Origin of the sequence: Curvibacter sp. CHRR-16 (assembly GCF_018474005.1) — a bacterium.
GTDB lineage: Bacteria > Pseudomonadota > Gammaproteobacteria > Burkholderiales > Burkholderiaceae_C > Allorhodoferax.
Genome location: NZ_JAHCSH010000001.1, coordinates 221,583 through 239,344, shown reverse-complemented (window position 1 = coordinate 239,344; position 17,762 = coordinate 221,583). Strand labels below are relative to the sequence as shown.

General features: G+C 56.7%; 15 protein-coding genes. 8 read left to right on the top strand and 7 right to left on the bottom strand.

Annotated features, from left to right (window positions below; all coding sequences use genetic code 11):
• Nucleotides 1-10: 10 nt before the first annotated feature.
• Entirely contained in the window at nt 11-1,264 is a 1,254-nt protein-coding gene (locus tag KIK84_RS01160; RefSeq protein ID WP_214121151.1) for a nitronate monooxygenase, read from the bottom strand.
• Nucleotides 1,265-1,381: 117 nt separating this feature from the next.
• On the opposite strand from KIK84_RS01160, the gene dnaG reads away from it, so the two are divergent.
• The 3 genes from dnaG to KIK84_RS01145 all read left to right on the top strand — a co-directional run bounded on the left by dnaG (nt 1,382) and on the right by KIK84_RS01145 (nt 6,878).
• Nucleotides 1,382-3,469: a DNA primase gene (gene dnaG / locus KIK84_RS01155; RefSeq protein ID WP_214121150.1), complete on the top strand. Its 2,088-nt coding sequence runs from the start codon at nt 1,382-1,384 to the stop codon at nt 3,467-3,469.
• A gap of 192 nt (nt 3,470-3,661) precedes the next feature.
• A complete protein-coding gene (gene rpoD, locus KIK84_RS01150) occupies nt 3,662-6,013 on the top strand; it encodes an RNA polymerase sigma factor RpoD (protein WP_214121149.1) in 2,352 nt (783 codons plus the stop codon).
• Between the two features lie 13 nt (nt 6,014-6,026).
• On the top strand, nt 6,027-6,878 hold the full coding sequence (locus KIK84_RS01145) for a shikimate dehydrogenase (protein ID WP_214121148.1): 852 nt from the start codon (nt 6,027-6,029) through the stop codon (nt 6,876-6,878).
• Here KIK84_RS01145 and KIK84_RS01140 read toward each other — a convergent pair.
• The gene (locus KIK84_RS01140; protein ID WP_214121147.1) at nt 6,865-7,152 is read right to left on the bottom strand and encodes a late competence development ComFB family protein; all 288 of its coding nucleotides are present in this window, start codon (nt 7,150-7,152) and stop codon (nt 6,865-6,867) included. The genes KIK84_RS01145 and KIK84_RS01140 overlap by 14 nt on opposite strands.
• A gap of 214 nt (nt 7,153-7,366) precedes the next feature.
• Here KIK84_RS01140 and KIK84_RS01135 point away from each other — a divergent pair, with 214 nt between their 5' ends.
• The 5 genes from KIK84_RS01135 (at nt 7,367) to dnaJ (ending at nt 11,839) form a co-directional block, all read left to right on the top strand.
• A complete protein-coding gene (locus KIK84_RS01135) occupies nt 7,367-7,678 on the top strand; it encodes a winged helix-turn-helix transcriptional regulator (RefSeq protein ID WP_214121146.1) in 312 nt (103 codons plus the stop codon).
• 15 nt (nt 7,679-7,693) lie between these two features.
• Complete coding sequence (locus KIK84_RS01130) at nt 7,694-8,047, top strand: FKBP-type peptidyl-prolyl cis-trans isomerase (protein ID WP_214121145.1); 354 nt, start codon at nt 7,694-7,696, stop codon at nt 8,045-8,047.
• Between the two features lie 92 nt (nt 8,048-8,139).
• Nucleotides 8,140-8,673 (top strand): nucleotide exchange factor GrpE, encoded by a 534-nt coding sequence (gene grpE / locus KIK84_RS01125; protein ID WP_214121144.1) that lies wholly within the window; start codon nt 8,140-8,142, stop codon nt 8,671-8,673.
• 85 nt (nt 8,674-8,758) lie between these two features.
• Complete coding sequence (gene dnaK / locus KIK84_RS01120; RefSeq protein ID WP_214121143.1) at nt 8,759-10,696, top strand: molecular chaperone DnaK; 1,938 nt, start codon at nt 8,759-8,761, stop codon at nt 10,694-10,696.
• A gap of 15 nt (nt 10,697-10,711) precedes the next feature.
• Nucleotides 10,712-11,839, top strand: a complete 1,128-nt coding sequence (gene dnaJ / locus KIK84_RS01115; protein WP_214121142.1) for a molecular chaperone DnaJ — start codon at nt 10,712-10,714, stop codon at nt 11,837-11,839.
• Nucleotides 11,840-11,855: 16 nt separating this feature from the next.
• Here dnaJ and KIK84_RS01110 read toward each other — a convergent pair whose 3' ends face one another.
• The 5 genes from KIK84_RS01110 to KIK84_RS01090 form a co-directional block, all read right to left on the bottom strand.
• The gene (locus KIK84_RS01110; protein ID WP_214121141.1) at nt 11,856-13,022 is read right to left on the bottom strand and encodes a GGDEF domain-containing protein; all 1,167 of its coding nucleotides are present in this window, start codon (nt 13,020-13,022) and stop codon (nt 11,856-11,858) included.
• A gap of 68 nt (nt 13,023-13,090) precedes the next feature.
• Complete coding sequence (locus KIK84_RS01105) at nt 13,091-14,047, bottom strand: NAD(P)H-dependent flavin oxidoreductase (RefSeq protein WP_214121561.1); 957 nt, start codon at nt 14,045-14,047, stop codon at nt 13,091-13,093.
• Between the two features lie 35 nt (nt 14,048-14,082).
• A complete protein-coding gene (locus KIK84_RS01100) occupies nt 14,083-15,903 on the bottom strand; it encodes an acyl-CoA dehydrogenase (RefSeq protein WP_214121140.1) in 1,821 nt (606 codons plus the stop codon).
• Nucleotides 15,904-15,983: 80 nt separating this feature from the next.
• Entirely contained in the window at nt 15,984-16,913 is a 930-nt protein-coding gene (locus KIK84_RS01095; RefSeq protein ID WP_214121139.1) for an electron transfer flavoprotein subunit alpha/FixB family protein, read from the bottom strand.
• Between the two features lie 29 nt (nt 16,914-16,942).
• The gene (locus tag KIK84_RS01090; RefSeq protein WP_214121138.1) at nt 16,943-17,692 is read right to left on the bottom strand and encodes an electron transfer flavoprotein subunit beta/FixA family protein; all 750 of its coding nucleotides are present in this window, start codon (nt 17,690-17,692) and stop codon (nt 16,943-16,945) included.
• Nucleotides 17,693-17,762 lie beyond the last annotated feature (70 nt).

Below are 17,762 nucleotides of genomic sequence, written 5' to 3'. Positions count from 1 at the left end.
GCAAACCCTTTCAGACTGCAGGGTCAGGCAAACGAATTTGCTCGTTTTCGCTGAACTGGTAGTCCTTGAACACGTGTTCCGCCGTCAGCAATTGGTAGCTGCCATCGGGCAGGCGCAGGCTGGTGTCTTTGAGGCGCCACGTGAGCTGGCCGCAGGTCCAGATGGCGAAGTTGCGCATGTGGGTGCACAAGCAGGTTTTGTCGTACACGCTCAGGCGGCGCTCGCCGGGGTGGGCCTGCGCTTCGCGGTTGTACGAGTCCACGTAGGCGCAGCGGCCATTGGCATCCAGCAGGTAGCCATAGGCTTCGCAGTTGGGGCGAATGCCATCGCCAATGCCCGGGCTGGCCTTGATCATGCGCATGGGGTAACCCGTGGGCGATATTTCGTTGACCTCGATATCGTCTTCACTGGCTTTGAAGTATTCCTGCTTCACATCGTCAGGCAAGCCGCATTCGCGGGTGACAGTAAAGCGGGTGGCCACTTGCACGCCTGCAGCACCCATTTGCAGGTAGCGCACGGCGTCTGAACCGGTGAAGACGCCACCAGCAGCAATCACCGGAATCTCCAGTTGCTCTTGGCGCAGGTAGTCCAGCACCTCTTGCACAATGGTTTGCAGGCTGTAGTTGGCCCAGTCCATGCCAAAGCCCAAGTGACCACCAGCCAAGGGGCCTTCCACCACCACGTAGTCGGGCAGGCGGTTCAGGCGTGAGTTTTTCTTCAAGAACAACTGCAGCGCGCGCACTGACGAGACGATGATGCCCAGCTTGGCCTGCCGAAAACGCGGATTGGCTTCCATGAGCGCAAAAGAGCCCAGGTGCAAACCCGCCGCCAAGGTGATGCCGTCAATGCCGGCGTCCAGCGCAGCGTTCAAACGCACGGCCAAGGTGTCCTTGGGGCCGTTCATAGTGAGCTTTTCCATGCAGTTGATAAAAATCATCCCACTGCCTTGCTTGCGCTCCATGGTGTGGCGCACGTGCAAGCGGGTGGCTTCGGCCAAGTCTTCTAGGCTGAACTTGACGGAGGACTTGTCCATCGAATCCATGTTGTGCTTGTAGAGCGCTTGCTTGGCTTTCACGAACTTGGTCTGGTAGCGGCGGTCGGTGACGGTTTTGATCATCGCGTCCGAAATATGGCCCACCCCCCCCAGTCGGGCAGCTTCCAGCGCCAAGTCGGCAGTGGAGATATCCACACCCATGCCACCAATCACGATTGGCACCAGCTCGTGCTGGCCCAGTCGCATGCGAAAGTCGTTTACGCACACCATGTCACACTCTCTTCCAATTCAGAGCCGCGGATTGTCGCCGCATCTGTCCCCCAAGCCCGCCACTGTGCACCCAAAAGCTGACCTAAAGCAAGCCGCGCTGTTTTTACAATCCCCTCCATGGCCATTCCCCAAAGCTTTATTCAGGACTTGATCGCCCGCGCCGATGTGGTGGAGGTGGTGGGTCGCTACGTGCAGTTGAAGAAAGCCGGGGCCAACTTCCAAGGCCTGTGCCCTTTCCACAGTGAAAAAAGCCCCTCCTTCACCGTCAGCCCAACCAAACAGTTTTTCCACTGCTTTGGCTGCGGCAAGAACGGCAACGTGATTGGCTTTTTGATGGAGCACAGCGGCATGAGCTTTGTGGAAGCCGTGCAGCAACTGGCAGGCCAAATGGGCATGAAAGTGCCCGAAGAGCACAACCCCAACCGCAATCCCGCGCTGGAGCGCCAGCAAAAAGACCGCCGCCAGATGCTCAGCAGCGTGTTGGAGCAAGCCGCCAAGGCCTACCAGCAGCAGCTCAAGCAGTCGCCCGAGGCCATTGCCTACTGCAAACAGCGCGGCCTGTCTGGCCAGATTGCCAAGCGCTTTCAATTGGGCTTCTCGCCCGACAACTGGCGCATGCTGGCCAGCGTGTTCCCGCACTACGACGACGCCAGCTTGGTCGATAGCGGCCTCGTCATCGTGGGCGAAGGACAAGACGGCCAAGAGCGCCGCTACGACCGCTTCCGCCACCGACTGATGTTCCCCATCCGCAATGTGAACGGCGAATGCATAGGCTTTGGTGGGCGTGTGCTGGGGGATGAAAAACCCAAATACCTCAACTCACCCGAAACCGAGGTGTTTAACAAAGGCAAAGAGCTGTACGGCTTGTTTGAGGCACGCCAGGCCATCCGCGAGAAAGGCTATGTGCTGATCACCGAAGGCTATATGGACGTGGTGGCGCTGGCGCAGCTAGGGTTTCCCAACAGCGTGGCGACGCTGGGCACAGCGTGCACAGCCGACCATGTGCACAAGATATTTCGCTTCACCGACAAACTCGTATTCAGTTTTGACGGCGATGCCGCTGGCCGCCGCGCTGCAGGCAAAGCGCTGGAAACCAGCTTGGCCTACGCCACCGATGGGCGCAGCATCCAGTTTTTGTTTTTGCCTGCCGAGCACGACCCAGACAGCTACATCCGCGCCTACGGGCCAGAGCGCTTTGAGGAACAGGTGCAAAACGCCACGCCCTTGAGTCAATTCCTGTTCGACACACTGGAGCACCAATGCCAACTGCACACAGCCGAGGGGCGTGCGCAATTGCTCAAGCTGGCCAAACCGCTGTGGCAACAGTTGCCCCAAGGGGGTCTGAAGGTGCAACTCACCATAGAGTTGGCGCAAAAAGCCCAAGTACCGCTGGAGCAACTGGAAAAGTTGTGGGCTGACGCCTCCCAAGCAGGTCGCCCAACAGCAACACACCCAGCCCAAGGGGAGCGCTACGGAAACAGCAACAGCCCCCGCCCTGCAGGGCCTGCGTCAGCTGCTGAACCATCCGTTTGGGAAGATGGCATTCCCTACGAAGAAAACGCAGGCTATAGCAGCCAGCCAAAGCCACCGCGCAGCAACCGATATGACGCGGGCATAGACCCGCGCGATGGCGAACAGCCTGCCTCCAACTGGCGATCTGGGAATGGTTTTGGCAAAAATTTGGGTGGCAAAGGCCAGTGGAATAACGGCCGTGGTAACGGTTTTGGGCGCAAGGAATTGGCCAGCAACCGCCCACGCCGAGGGCGTTTGGACACGCGGGCGGATTTCGCCGTGCGCCTGATCTTTTTGCACAGCGAACTGTGGCTGCAACTCACACACGAAGACCACAACCTGCTCTGCCATTTACCCGCCCCGTATGGCGAGTTGTTTGTCTGGCTGGACAACCAGCTACACGAGCACGGCCCACTGGCCCACATGGCACTGCTGGAACAGCTAACCGGCCACCCCGGCGAAGACCTGCTGCGCCGCTTAACAGCGGACAATGCCACCAAACCGCAAAGCGCCCAAGACTGTTACAAAGACCTGCGCGATGTGCTCAACCGCATGCTGCTTGATCACATCAAGGACTACATGAACGAGCTGGCCCAGACCATGGCGCACGACGCGACCGCGCAACAAAGCTACCGCGAATGCCTGCAACGCAGCAAGGAACTCAGTCAAGCCTTGTTGTCAAGCGCGGTATAATCCTTCCCAAATCTGGCAAGCGCGACAGCAATACCTCCGGACAGGCCACAGCGACTACAACGTCCAGCGCCGCTCACCGCAAGGACTGCACACCAAATGTTCGCCCTTCTCTCTTGCCTCTGTTTCTACCAGTAAGTCGGACGTCCCGTCTGGGTCGTCACATCTGCTTTCGTTGATCCACGAGGTTTTTTCATGCCCAGTTCGAAAACTCCGAAGAGCGCTGCCAGCAGCCCCAAAGCTACCTCAACCAAGAAAGAAACTGCCCCTGTGACGACGCCCAAGTCCAAAGCAGCCCTGCTTGCCGAAGCAGACGCACTGCTGAAAAAAGCCAAACCCGCCCGCGCTGCTAAAGAAGACAAAGAGCCTGCTGAGCCCAAGGCTGAAAAAGCCCCGGCGAAAAAAGCCGCTGCCAAGACAGCCGCCAAAACCGCTGCCAGCGCAACAGCTCCCGCAGCCAAGCGTGGACGCAAGCCCAAGAAAGAAGAGGGAGCAGCGGCGTCATCTGAGGATGATTTGGACTTGTCCGACATTGAGGCTGATTTGACCGAAGAGCCGGAAGCAGCAGCCGCTACGGAAGAAACAGGCGAAAAAGCCAAACCACTGCGCATGAAGATCAGCAAGGCCAAAGAGCGCGCCTTGATGAAAGAATTTGGCTTGGACGAAACCGTGCTGACCGAAGAGGAAATGGTCAAGCGCCGCCAGCGCCTCAAAACCCTGATCAAACTGGGTAAAACCCGTGGCTACCTGACCCATGCCGAAATCTCCGACCACTTGCCCGATAAGCTGGTCGACGCTGAAACGCTGGAAGTGGTGATTTCCATGCTCAACGACATGGGCGTGGCGGTGTACGAGCAAACACCCGATGCCGAAACCCTGTTGCTGAACAACACTGGCCAAGCAGCCACCACCGAAGAAGAAGCGGAAGAAGAAGCCGAAGCCGCCCTGTCCACCGTGGACAGCGAATTTGGCCGTACCACCGACCCCGTGCGCATGTACATGCGCGAAATGGGTACCGTGGAACTGCTGACGCGCGAAGGTGAAATTGAAATCGCCAAGCGCATCGAAGGCGGATTGATGGACATGATGGAGGCCATCAGTGCCTCCCCTGCCACCATCGCCGAAATTCTGCAAAAAGCCGAAGAAATCCGCGAGGGCAAGATTGTTATCACCACTTTTGTGGACGGGTTCATCAACCCCAACGAAGCCGATGACTACGTGGCCGAAGAAGACTTCGACGAATTTGACGAAGCCGATGACGACGACGGCAAAGGCGGCTCCAAAGCGCTGACCAAAAAGCTCGAAGAACTGAAAAACCAAGCCTTGGAAAAGTTCGACAACCTGCGCAGCTTGTTCGAGAAGATGCACAAGGTCTATGACAAGGAAGGCTACGGCACGCCCAACTACATGAAATCACAGAAGGCCATCTCTGAAGAGTTGATGACCATCCGCTTTACCGCCAAAGCGATCGAAAGCCTGTGTGACATGTTGCGCGCCCAAGTCGATGACGTGCGCAAGAAAGAGCGAGAACTGCGCAAGATCATTGTGGACAAGTGCGGTTACCCGCAAGAGCAATTCATTGTCGAATTCAGTGGCCGTGACAGAAACGGCAACAAAGTGGCATCGCACCTGCTCGATCTCAAATGGATCGAAAAGCAAGCCGCTGCTGGTAAGCCATGGAGTGCCATCATGGGTCGCAACATCCCACCAGTGCAAGACATTCAGCAAAAGCTGATCGACTTGCAAGCTTCGGTGGTGGTGCCGCTCGATGAGCTCAAAGACATCAACAAGCGCATGAACCAAGGCGAAGCCGCTTCGCGCGCTGCTAAGAAAGAGATGATCGAGGCCAACTTGCGTCTCGTGATCTCGATTGCGAAAAAGTACACCAACCGTGGCTTGCAATTCTTGGATCTGATCCAAGAAGGCAACATCGGTTTGATGAAGGCGGTGGACAAGTTCGAATACCGCCGCGGCTACAAATTCTCGACCTACGCCACTTGGTGGATTCGCCAGGCCATCACCCGCTCCATCGCGGACCAGGCCCGCACCATCCGTATCCCGGTGCACATGATCGAAACCATCAACAAGATGAACCGCATCTCGCGCCAGCACTTGCAAGAGTTTGGCTTTGAGCCCGATGCTTCCGTCTTGGCTGAGAAGATGGACATCCCCGAAGACAAGATCCGCAAGATCATGAAGATCGCCAAGGAACCGATTTCCATGGAAACGCCGATCGGGGACGATGACGACAGCCACTTGGGGGACTTCATCGAGGACGGTGCCAACACAGCGCCTATCGAAGCCGCGATGCAAGCCGGTCTGCGCGATGTGGTGAAAGACATTTTGGACAGCCTCACACCGCGCGAAGCCAAGGTGCTGCGCATGCGTTTTGGTATCGAGATGACCAGCGACCACACTTTGGAAGAAGTGGGCAAGCAGTTCGACGTGACACGCGAACGCATCCGCCAGATCGAAGCCAAGGCGCTGCGCAAGCTCAAACACCCCAGCCGCTCGGACAAGCTGCGCAGCTTCACTGATTCGCTGTAAATGGGGTTTATGCATGAGTGCTAGCCACAGCGCGCCGTCGTATTGCCTTGCCGGAGTGATGGGGTGGCCAGTGGCCCACTCCCGCTCCCCACTCATCCACAACCACTGGATGGCTGAGCACCAACTACACGGTGCGTATGTAGCGCTGCCTGTGCAGCCTCAGAACTTGGCCACGGCTTTGCGCGCCTTGCCAGCTTTGGGCTTTGCGGGCTGCAACTTGACCATTCCGCACAAAGTAGCGGCCATGGATATCGTGGATGTGGTGGAGCCCGCTGCACAACACATTGGCGCGGTCAATACGGTGGTCGTGCAAGCCGATGGCTCTTTGCTAGGACGCAACACCGACGGTGCCGGTTTTATCCAGAGCTTGGACGATGCCACCCCCCAGTGGCGCACGCTCGGTGGACAGGCCTGCGTCATAGGTGCTGGAGGTGCTGCCCGCGCCATCATCACAGGTCTGTTGCAAGCGGGCATTGCCAGCATCCATGTGTGCAACCGCAGTATCGACAAGGCGTATGCACTGCAAGCTGCCTTTGGCAATGCGGTTACCGTGCATGCATGGAATGATCGCGCCGCCATGCTTGAAGGCGCTTGCTTGGTGGTAAACACCACCAACCAAGGCATGCACGGTGAAGCCGAATTGGACTTGCCTTTGGAGGCCTTGCCCAGTACAGCCGTTGTGGCAGACATCGTGTATGTGCCACTACAAACCGGGTTGCTGCGTGTTGCGGCTGCCCGAGGAAATCCGTGTGTGAATGGTTTGGGCATGCTGCTCAACCAAGCACGCCTGGCATTTGCGGCGTGGTTTCAGGTCATGCCCAGTATCAGCCCCGCGCTCACGAACAAATTGCTCAAGAGTTTTTAGCGTTTTTTCCAGCCCGTTCAGCCACAAAAACAAATGCGAACTGCAAGGCCTCTTCCAAGGCCAGTTCGATAGCGTGGCGCTCATGTTCAGTCATGTAAAAAACCAAATCCACGTCGTGGCGTACGTAGCGTGCTGGCAAACGATTGAGTGCCACACACGCTACGTCAGCCAGCATGTTATGGTCAAAATGGGAGTGGCTTTCTGAGCGTTTCACGACTTCCTGAAATACCAAACGTTCGTAGTAGTTATGGACTTGCTCAAAATCAAATTGCATGGAAACGTCTCCACAAAAGTGTTGTAGACCAACCTTAACACCAGAGAATCCCTCATACAAGCAGGCGCACGCTTTCTCGAAAATGGTGTTTGGAAATTCATTTTTCCATGCGCTATGAAACTTGTAGCACCGAATAAAGTGGGTTATATTCAACCCGTCTTCGAGGCCACTTCAAACCCGGCCTCGTTTTCTTTTTGATGCATTGGATCTATTGATGAGTGCCAAAGACTCTGCGGCTATCAGCCAACTCTTCAGCTTGCTGGAATCCCGTTACGCACTGCGCATCATCTGGGCATTGCGCGATGGGCACGCCCAAACCTTCCGCTTGCTGCAAGACAGCGTGGGGGGCATCACCCCCAACACACTCAATACCCGCATTCAGGAACTGCGTGCAGCAGGCCTAGTCAACCACGGCTCAGATGGCTATCTGCTCACAACCAGTGGCATTGACTTGGTACGACGCTTAGCCGATGTACCGGCGTTTGCCACAAAATGGGCCAGTGCACAAAGCAAAAAAACCTCTTAATTCGTCTCTCCCACCATGATTACCACCTCATCCGGACTGCAATACCAAGACACTATCGCTGGCGCTGGCGAACAAGCGCGCAAAGGCCAATCGGTCACCGTGCATTACACAGGCTGGTTGTATGAAAACGGCCAACAAGGTGCCAAGTTTGACTCCAGCAAAGACCGCAACGAACCCTTCTCCTTCTTGCTGGGTGGCGGCATGGTGATTCGCGGCTGGGATGAAGGTGTGGCTGGCATGCAAGTGGGTGCCCAACGCACTCTGATTATCCCCCCTCAACTCGGTTATGGTGCCCGTGGCGCAGGCGGAGTCATCCCACCCAATGCCACACTCAAATTCGACGTGGAGTTGCTGGCCATCCACGGCTAATTTTTCGGATTCCAAACTACTTGAAATCCGATTAAATGCCCCCACTTAGGGGGCATTGATTTTTCCAAGCCCTCTTTTTGAGCACACACAGCATGTCCGATACGACTACGCCTATCCCCGAAAACACCGCTGCCCATGCCCCTATGGCCTCTGAAGCCGACGTTCTGGCGCAAGTGCAAGCCGAACTCGCAGAGCTCAAAGCCAAGAGTGCTGAACTGGCTGACCAATACCTGCGCGCCAAAGCCGAGGCTGAAAACGCCCGCCGCCGGGCTGAAGAAGAGATTACCAAAGCCCGTAAATTTGCGGTGGAAGGCTTTGCTGAAAGCCTGCTGCCCGTAATTGATAGCTTAGAAGCGGGGCTTGCCATCCAAGAAGCGAGCATTGAACAAATTCGCGAAGGGGCACAAGCCACACTGCGCCAATTGCAAGGTGCTTTGGAACGCAACAAAGTCATTGCCATCCAACCAGCGGCGGGCACCAAATTCGACCCACACCAACACCAAGCCATCAGCGTGGTACCTGCCGAGCAAGAAGCCAACACCGTGGTCAGCGTGTTGCAAAAAGGCTACTTAATTGCCGAGCGTGTACTGCGCCCCGCATTGATCATGGTCGCTGCGCCCAAATAAAGCAAGGCCACCCACCACTTGAAAAACAGGGGCACATCCCCAGTTAGCCCCACATCAGCATTTCACTATTGAATCGGAGAAAACTATGGGACGCATCATCGGCATCGACTTGGGCACCACCAACAGCTGCGTGGCCATCATGGAGGGCAACACGACCCGCGTGATTGAAAACAGCGAAGGTGCCCGCACCACCCCATCCATCATTGCTTACCAAGAAGACGGCGAGATTTTGGTGGGTGCTTCGGCCAAACGCCAAGCCGTTACCAACCCCCGCAATACCCTGTATGCGGTCAAGCGCCTGATTGGTCGCAAATTCACTGAAAAAGAAGTGCAAAAGGACATCGACCTGATGCCCTACACCATTGCAGCAGCCGACAACGGTGATGCTTGGGTAGAAGTGCGCGGCAAGAAGATGGCGCCCCCCCAAGTCAGCGCGGAAGTGCTGCGCAAGATGAAAAAAACCGCTGAAGACTATCTGGGCGAAGAAGTCACCGAAGCCGTGATCACCGTTCCAGCTTACTTCAACGACGCCCAGCGCCAAGCCACCAAGGATGCTGGCCGTATCGCTGGCTTGGAAGTCAAGCGCATCATCAACGAGCCCACAGCGGCTGCCTTGGCCTTCGGTCTGGACAAGAACGAAAAAGGTGACCGCAAGATCGCCGTGTACGACTTGGGTGGTGGTACGTTTGACGTCTCCATCATCGAAATCGCCGATGTGGACGGTGAAAAGCAATTCGAAGTGTTGTCTACCAACGGTGACACCTTCTTGGGCGGTGAAGACTTTGACCAACGCATCATCGACTTCATCATCACCGAGTTCAAGAAAGAATCCGGCGTTGACCTGACCAAAGACGTGCTGGCTCTGCAACGCCTCAAAGAAGCAGCAGAAAAAGCCAAGATCGAGTTGTCCAACTCCTCTGCTACCGACGTCAACCTGCCCTACATCACTGCTGATGCCACAGGTCCTAAGCACTTGAACGTCAAGATCACACGCGCCAAGCTGGAAGCTTTGGTGGAAGACCTGATCGAGCGCTCCATTGCCCCTTGCCGCACTGCGATCAAGGATGCTGGCATTTCCGTCAGCGACATCGACGATGTGATTCTGGTCGGCGGCCAAACCCGCATGCCCAAGGTGCAAGAGAAGGTCAAGGAATTCTTTGGCAAAGAGCCACGCAAAGACGTCAACCCTGACGAAGCCGTGGCTGTGGGTGCTGCCATCCAAGGCCAGGTGCTGTCGGGTGACCGCAAGGACGTGCTGTTGTTGGACGTGACTCCCCTGTCTCTGGGCATTGAAACCCTGGGTGGCGTCATGACCAAGATGATCGCCAAGAACACGACCATCCCCACCAAGTTTGCACAGACTTTCTCTACCGCAGAAGACAACCAACCTGCGGTAACCATCAAGGTCTTCCAAGGCGAACGCGAACTGGCTTCGGCCAACAAGATGCTGGGCGAATTCAACCTCGAAGGCATCCCACCCGCAGCACGCGGAACACCCCAAATTGAAGTGGCTTTTGACATCGACGCCAACGGCATCTTGCACGTCAGCGCCAAAGACAAGGGCACCGGCAAGGAAAACAAGATCACCATCAAGGCCAACTCGGGCTTGTCCGAAGAGGAAATCCAAAAGATGGTGAAAGACGCCGAGCTCAATGCGGCAGACGACAAGAAAAAGCTCGAGCTCGTGCAAGCCCGCAACGAAGCTGAAGCCGCCATCCACAGTGTCAAGAAGAGCTTGGGTGAGCATGGTGACAAGCTCGAAGCTGGCGAGAAAGACAAGATCGAAGCTGCGGTGAAGGCCTTGGAAGAAGTCGCTAAGTCCGAAGACAAAGACGGCATCCAAGCAAAAACACAAGAGCTGATTGCCGCCAGCCAGAAGCTGGGTGAAAAGGTCTACGCCGACATGCAAGCCCAGCAAGCCGCTGAACAAGCGGGCGCTGGAGCCAGCGCCTCGGCTGAATCGAGCAAGCCCGCCGATGACAACGTCGTCGATGCCGAAGTGAAGGAAGTGAAAAAAGGCTGATAAGCCCTAGCCCCCATGGCCAAAAGAGACTATTACGAAGTTCTGGGCGTTGGCAAAACAGCGTCCGACGAAGAAATCAAGAAGGCCTACCGCAAGCTGGCCATGAAGTACCACCCTGACCGCAATCAGGGTGACGCAGCCAAGGCTGCGGAAGAAAACTTCAAGGAAGTGAAGGAAGCCTACGAGATGTTGTCGGACGCGCAAAAGCGCGCCGCCTACGACCAGTATGGCCACGCGGGTGTCGATCCCAACCGCGGCATGGGTGGTGGCGCTGAAGGCTTTGGCGGTTTTGCTGAAGCCTTTGGTGACATCTTTGGTGACATGTTCGGCCAGCAGCGTGGACGGGGTGGCCGGCAGGTGTACCGTGGCAGCGATTTGAGCTACGCCATGGAAATCACACTGGAAGAAGCGGCCAAGGGCAAGGATGCCCAAATCCGCATTCCCAGCTGGGACAACTGCGATACCTGCAAAGGCACGGGAGCGAAACCCGGCACCCAAGTCAAAACTTGCGGCACCTGCAATGGCCAGGGCAGCGTGCAAATGCGCCAAGGCTTCTTCAGCGTGCAGCAAACCTGCCCTACTTGTCGTGGTACTGGCAAGGTTATTCCCGAACCGTGCACAGCCTGTGCAGGCCAAGGCAAGATCAAGCGCCAAAAGACACTGGAAGTCAAAATTCCAGCAGGCATTGATGGTGGTATGCGCATCCGCAGTGCAGGCAACGGTGAGCCAGGCACCAATGGCGGCCCACCAGGGGATCTGTACATCGAGATACGCCTCAAAAAGCACGACATTTTTGAACGCGATGGCGACGATTTGCATTGCGCCGTGCCCATCAGCTTTGTCACAGCAGCTTTGGGCGGAGAAATCGAGGTGCCCACACTGGCGGGCAAAGCGCTTATCGACATTCCCGAAGGCACCCAAACGGGCAAGCAATTCCGCCTGCGCGGCAAGGGCATCAAGGGCGTACGCTCAAGCTACCCCGGTGACCTGTACTGCCACATCACGGTGGAAACGCCCGTCAAACTCACTGAGCACCAGCGCAAACTGCTCAAAGAGTTGGACGAGTCGTTCAAGAAAGCGGGCAACAAGCACTCTCCCTCGGCTGAGAGCTGGACTGACAAACTGAAGAACCTCTTCAGTTAATCGGCACGCTTTGCCCTCACGAGGCTAGCCGGACGCAATTGCGTCCGGCTGCTTTTGCAGCATACAAAGCCGCATCGGCACGCTGGAGCAACTGGTCTGTATCCGTGTCATCGGCACAGATGCAGGCCACACCAAAGCTGGCCGTCATGCGCAAAACCCCTGCATGACTCTGAAAAGGCTCTGCTTGCAACCCTGCACGCAAGCGCTCGGCTTGGATTTCTGCTCCCGCCAAGTCAGCCAATGGCAACACAAGCATGAATTCCTCCCCACCAGTGCGCGCCAAGATATCGGTGGCTCGGATGCTCGAAGCGAGCCGTTTGGCTACAGCCGCTAACACCTCATCTCCTACCAAATGTCCATGCGTATCGTTGATGCGCTTGAAATCATCCAAATCGAATGTCACCACCGAATAGGGTTTGCGACTGCGCTTGCTGCGTTCATGCTCCTCTTGTAAACGCTCCATCAAAACACGGCGATTGAACAGCCCTGTGAGTTGATCGGTAAACGAGAGCTCTTGCAGCTTGCGCAGCAAAGCACCGACCACCAAATTGAACAAGAGCAAATTGAACATACCCAACAGCAAGAGCATGCCCAAGGTCACCGACAAGTCCCAAGGACTGCCATCCCCAAAGTGGATTGACAAACCATTGTCATAAAACAACAAAAGCGCAGCCCGCCACCAAAAGAGCATGAGCAAGAAAAAAATGGGCACGATGAGAAGCAGATTGGATGTTCTGCGCTGACGTCGCCCAGCCAAACCCATTACAGGAACCGTCAGTAGCTGCATAGCCCCCACCATTGGCATGGTGGCACCAAGGGCGAACAAAAACGCGATCACACCGTACAACTGAGGAGACTCTATGCGCACCAGTTCGGCCATGAAAAGCGGCACAAGCATCCACAGGATGACAAGCCAGTTGAATTTACGCTGGGTGTAAAAAAGCAAGCCGCGGTAAAGGCAGACAAATGCAGCGTAAGTGAACAGGTTAACGACAAAACGCTGCGGCACCAGCACCATCGATGGCATGAAATACAGTGCAACGGCAGCGCATGCAGAAAGCAACCATCCCACCGACCAGCTGTAACAGGCTTGGGTGTGGATACGGAACTTCCACCCCACAATCCACCAAGCCAGCGCGTAAATAAGCAACTGCACACCCAGTGCAGCCATCAATGCATTCATGTCAATCCTTCGCCTTCAGACAGCGATTTTGGAGGTGAAGGATAACATTAATAAAAAATTTGTAACAATTACACTAGCAAAGCTTGTTTGGCATGCTCATATTCACGGCGCAATTGGGCAATAAAGTTCGCCGCAGACTGCACTTTCTGAATCGCCCCAATCCCTTGGCCACAACCCCAAATGTCTTTCCAGGCCTTCGCACCCGCCATGGAACCAAAATTCATCTGACTGGGATCGCTCGCGGGCAAATTGGCAGGATCCAAACCCGCAGCACGGATGCTGGGTGCTAAGTAATTGCCATGCACGCCAGTAAACAGGTTGCTGTAGACCACATCATCGGAATCGCAATCCACGATGGCCTGCTTGTACTCGGTAGCTGCGCGGGCTTCGTCCGTGGCAATAAAGGCCGAGCCGATGTAGGCAAAGTCAGCTCCCATGGCGCGTGCGGCAAGAACCGCAGAGCCCGAAGCAATAGCCCCTGACAAAGCCAAAGGCCCATGGAACCACTGGCGAATCTCTTGCACCAGCGCAAAGGGGCTCTTCACGCCCGCATGACCACCAGCACCAGCGGCCACAGCAATCAAACCATCGGCCCCTTTCTCAATGGCCTTGTGGGCGTGGGTGTTGTTGATGACATCGTGCAGCACCACGCCCCCATAAGAGTGAGCGGCGGCATTGATTTCCTCACGCGCCCCCAAGGACGTGATGATGATGGGCACCTTGTACTTCACACACAGGGCCATGTCATGCTCCAAACGGTCATTGCTCTTGTGCACGATCTGATTGATGGCAAAAGGGGCTGCAGGTTGATCCGGGTGCGCAGCATTGTGGGCTGCCAATGCCTCGGTGATCTCTTGCAACCACTCCTCCAACAGCTCAGCAGGCCGAGCGTTGAGCGCTGGCATGGAGCCCACCACACCCGCCTTGCACTGGGCAATAACCAGTTTGGGGGTGCTGATGATGAACATGGGAGAGGCAATCACCGGGAATGGCACATGGGCCAAAGCACCGGGCAAGCTGCGCAAAGAAGAGGTAGTGTGGGTCATCGCTTGAATCCTTCTCAGAATGCTTCTAGCGGCATAGCCAGCACGCTGTTGGCGCCTTGCACAATGCTGTCACGCATGCCTTGGCACTTCACCAGCAGGTGGTCGGCATAAAAACGCGCAGTGATCTGCTTGGCTTGCATGAAGGGCACATCCTCGCCGCGGGCTGCTGCGGCATGGGCTGCTAACCAAGAACGCGCCAACTGCCAACCAGCCAGCACAGTGCCAGCCAGCAGGAGGTAGGGCACGCTGCCTGCAAACACGTCGTTAGGCTGGGCCTTGGTGTGGGCGACCACAAAGTCCACCACATCCACAAACGCTTGGCGTGCCACTGCCAAGCGCTGGGCAATCGCATGGGCATTGGCATCCCCTGTAGCTTGCAAGGCCATTTCAGTGGCAGTGACTTGCTGGGCAATGGCCTTGGCGGTTGCCCCCCCATCACGCACGGTTTTGCGGCCCACCAAGTCATTGGCCTGAATAGCGGTGGTGCCCTCATAAATAGTCAAAATCTTGGCATCACGGTAGTACTGGGCAGCGCCCGTTTCTTCAATAAAGCCCATGCCACCGTGCACCTGCACGCCCAAGCTAGTCACTTCCAGACTCATCTCGGTGCTGTAGCCTTTAACCAGCGGTACCAAAAATTCGTAGAAAGCCTGCTGCTGCTTGGCCAAAGCGGCATCGGGGCTGTGGTGCGACACATCGTAGGCGGCTGCTGCCACGCTGGACAGAGCGCGACAGCCCTCGGTGTAAGCGCGCATGGTCATGAGCATGCGGCGCACATCCGGGTGGTGGATGATGGCCGCACTGCCGGGCAAGGAGCCATCCACAGGCCGGCTTTGCACGCGCTCGCGGGCAAAGGTGGCCGCTTTTTGGTAGGCGCGCTCGGCAATGGCAATACCCTGCACGCCCACGCTGTAGCGGGCCGCGTTCATCATGATGAACATGTACTCCAATCCGCGGTTTTCTTCGCCCACGAGGTAGCCCACCGCACCAGCGCCACTGGCATCGGCTACGCTGCCCGCCAAACCATCTCCGTACTGCAGCACCGCAGTCGGGCTGGCTTTGATGCCCATCTTGTGCTCAATCGACACGCACTGCACATCGTTGCGCTGACCGAGTGTTCCATCGGCGTTGACCAAAAACTTGGGCACCACAAACAGGCTGATACCCTTCACGCCTTCGGGCGCACCGGGCACACGGGCCAGCACCAAATGGACGATGTTGTCCACCATGTCATGCTCACCCCAGGTGATGAAAATTTTGGTGCCAAACACCTTGTAAGTGCCATTGCCTTGCGACTCGGCACGGCTGCGCACCAACGCCAAGTCCGACCCCGCTTGCGGTTCGGTCAAGTTCATGGTGCCGGTCCACTCCCCACTGATGAGCTTGGGCAAATATGCCGCTTTGAGTTCGTCCGAACCTGCCGTGAGCAAGGCCTCAATCGCTCCATCGGTCAACAGCGGGCACAACGCAAAACTCATGTTGGCACTGTTGATCATTTCCGAACACGCAGCCCCTATGCTCTTGGGCAAGCCCTGCCCGCCAAAGTCCACGGGGTGCTGCAACCCTTGCCAGCCGCCTTGGGCAAACTGCTCAAACGCCTGCTTGAATCCCGGCGTGGCCTGCACTTGGCCAGCTGCCCAGCTAGACGGGTTCTTGTCACCTTCCCAGTTCAGCGGGGAAAGCACTTCTTGGCTCAGTTTGGCTGCCTCTTCAAGCACCGCTTGGGCCGTGTCTAAGCCAGCGTCTTCGTATCCAGGCAAAGCAGCGACTTGCTCGATACCTGCCACGTACTGCAGGTTGAACAGCATGTCTTTGAGGGGGGCTTGGTATGTCATGGGGAACTCCTCGTGTATTTGTTATTGCCAGAAAAAAGCCGCCCCAAACAGACGGCTTTTTTCGGTAGGTTCTCTGCCGCTTACAGCGCCTTGACCAGTTCAGGCACTGCGGTGAACAAATCGGCCTCCAGCCCGTAGTCGGCCACACTGAAGATGGGGGCCTCAGGGTCTTTGTTGATGGCCACGATGACCTTGCTGTCCTTCATGCCCGCCAAGTGCTGGATAGCCCCGCTGATACCGCAGGCCACGTACAACTCGGGGGCGACGATCTTGCCGGTCTGACCGACCTGCAAGTCGTTGGGGGCATAGCCTGCATCCACCGCAGCACGGCTAGCGCCAATGGCCGCACCCAGTTTGTCGGCCAGTGGTGTCATGACCTCGTTGAACTTCTCCGACGACCCCAGAGCGCGGCCACCAGAGACGATGATCTTGGCAGCAGTCAGCTCAGGGCGGTCGCTCTTGGCCAGTTCAGAACCCACAAAACTGCTCTTGCCGCTGTCCGCAGCCGCTGCAATGCTTTCTACCGTTGCACTGCCACCGCTAGCTGCGGCATCAAACGCCGTGGTACGCACGGTGATGACCTTCACTGCATCGGCCGTTTGCACCGTAGCGATGGCATTGCCCGCGTAAATGGGGCGCTCAAAGGTATCGCTGGATACCACCTTGGTAACGTCGCTGAGCTGCGCCACGTCCAGTTTGGCCGCCACACGGGGGGCCACGTTTTTGCCGCTGGCCGTGGATGGGAACAGGATATGGCTGTAGGCACTGGCAACGGCGAGCACTTGGGCCGCAACGTTTTCAGCCAAGCCGTGGGCCAAAGCAGCGCTATCAGCGTGCAGCACTTTGCTCACACCGACTACTTGGGCGGCGGCGGCGGCGGCGGCGGCGGCATTGTGGCCTGCTACCAGCACGTGCACGTCACCACCGCAAGCTGCGGCAGCGGTAATGGTGTTCAGGGTTGCGCCCTTCAGGGACGCGTTGTCGTGTTCGGCAATAACGAGAGCGGTCATGGGTCTATGTCCTTCTGCGTGTTGTTCTATTAGATGACTTTGGCTTCGGTCTTGAGCTTGGCAACCAAGGTAGCCACATCGGGCACCTTGATACCAGCGCTGCGCTTGGCTGGCTCACTGACCTTGAGCGTCTTGATGCGCGGGGCCACGTCCACACCCAAGTCTTCGGGTTTGACGGTATCGAGCTGCTTTTTCTTGGCCTTCATGATGTTGGGCAAGGTGACGTAGCGGGGCTCATTGAGGCGCAAGTCGGTGGTGATAATGGCGGGCAGGCTCACGGCAACTGTTTCTAGGCCGCCGTCGATTTCGCGCGTCACTTGGGCTTTGCCATCGGCAATTTCTACCTTGGAAGCAAAAGTAGCTTGTGGCAGGTCTGCCAAAGCAGCCAGCATCTGGCCGGTTTGGTTGCAATCGTCGTCAATGGCTTGCTTGCCCAGAATAACCAAGCCGGGTTGCTCTTTGTCCACCAAAGCTTTGAGCAGCTTGGCCACGGCCAAGGGCTGCAGCTCGGCATCGGTCTCGACCAAGATAGCCCGGTCTGCACCGATAGCCATAGCAGTACGCAAGGTTTCTTGGCACTGGGCCACGCCACACGATACGGCGATGATTTCACTCACCGCACCCTTTTCTTTGAGGCGAACCGCTTCTTCCACAGCGATTTCGTCAAAGGGATTCATGCTCATCTTGACGTTGGCGATGTCCACGCCCGTGTTGTCTGACTTGACGCGCACTTTGACGTTGTAGTCCACCACGCGCTTGACTGCTACCAAGACTTTCATAGTTGCCTCTCCAAATAGGGGGTTGTCTGCAAAATAGAACGATCGTGCTTTTTTGATGAATTATAGCCAG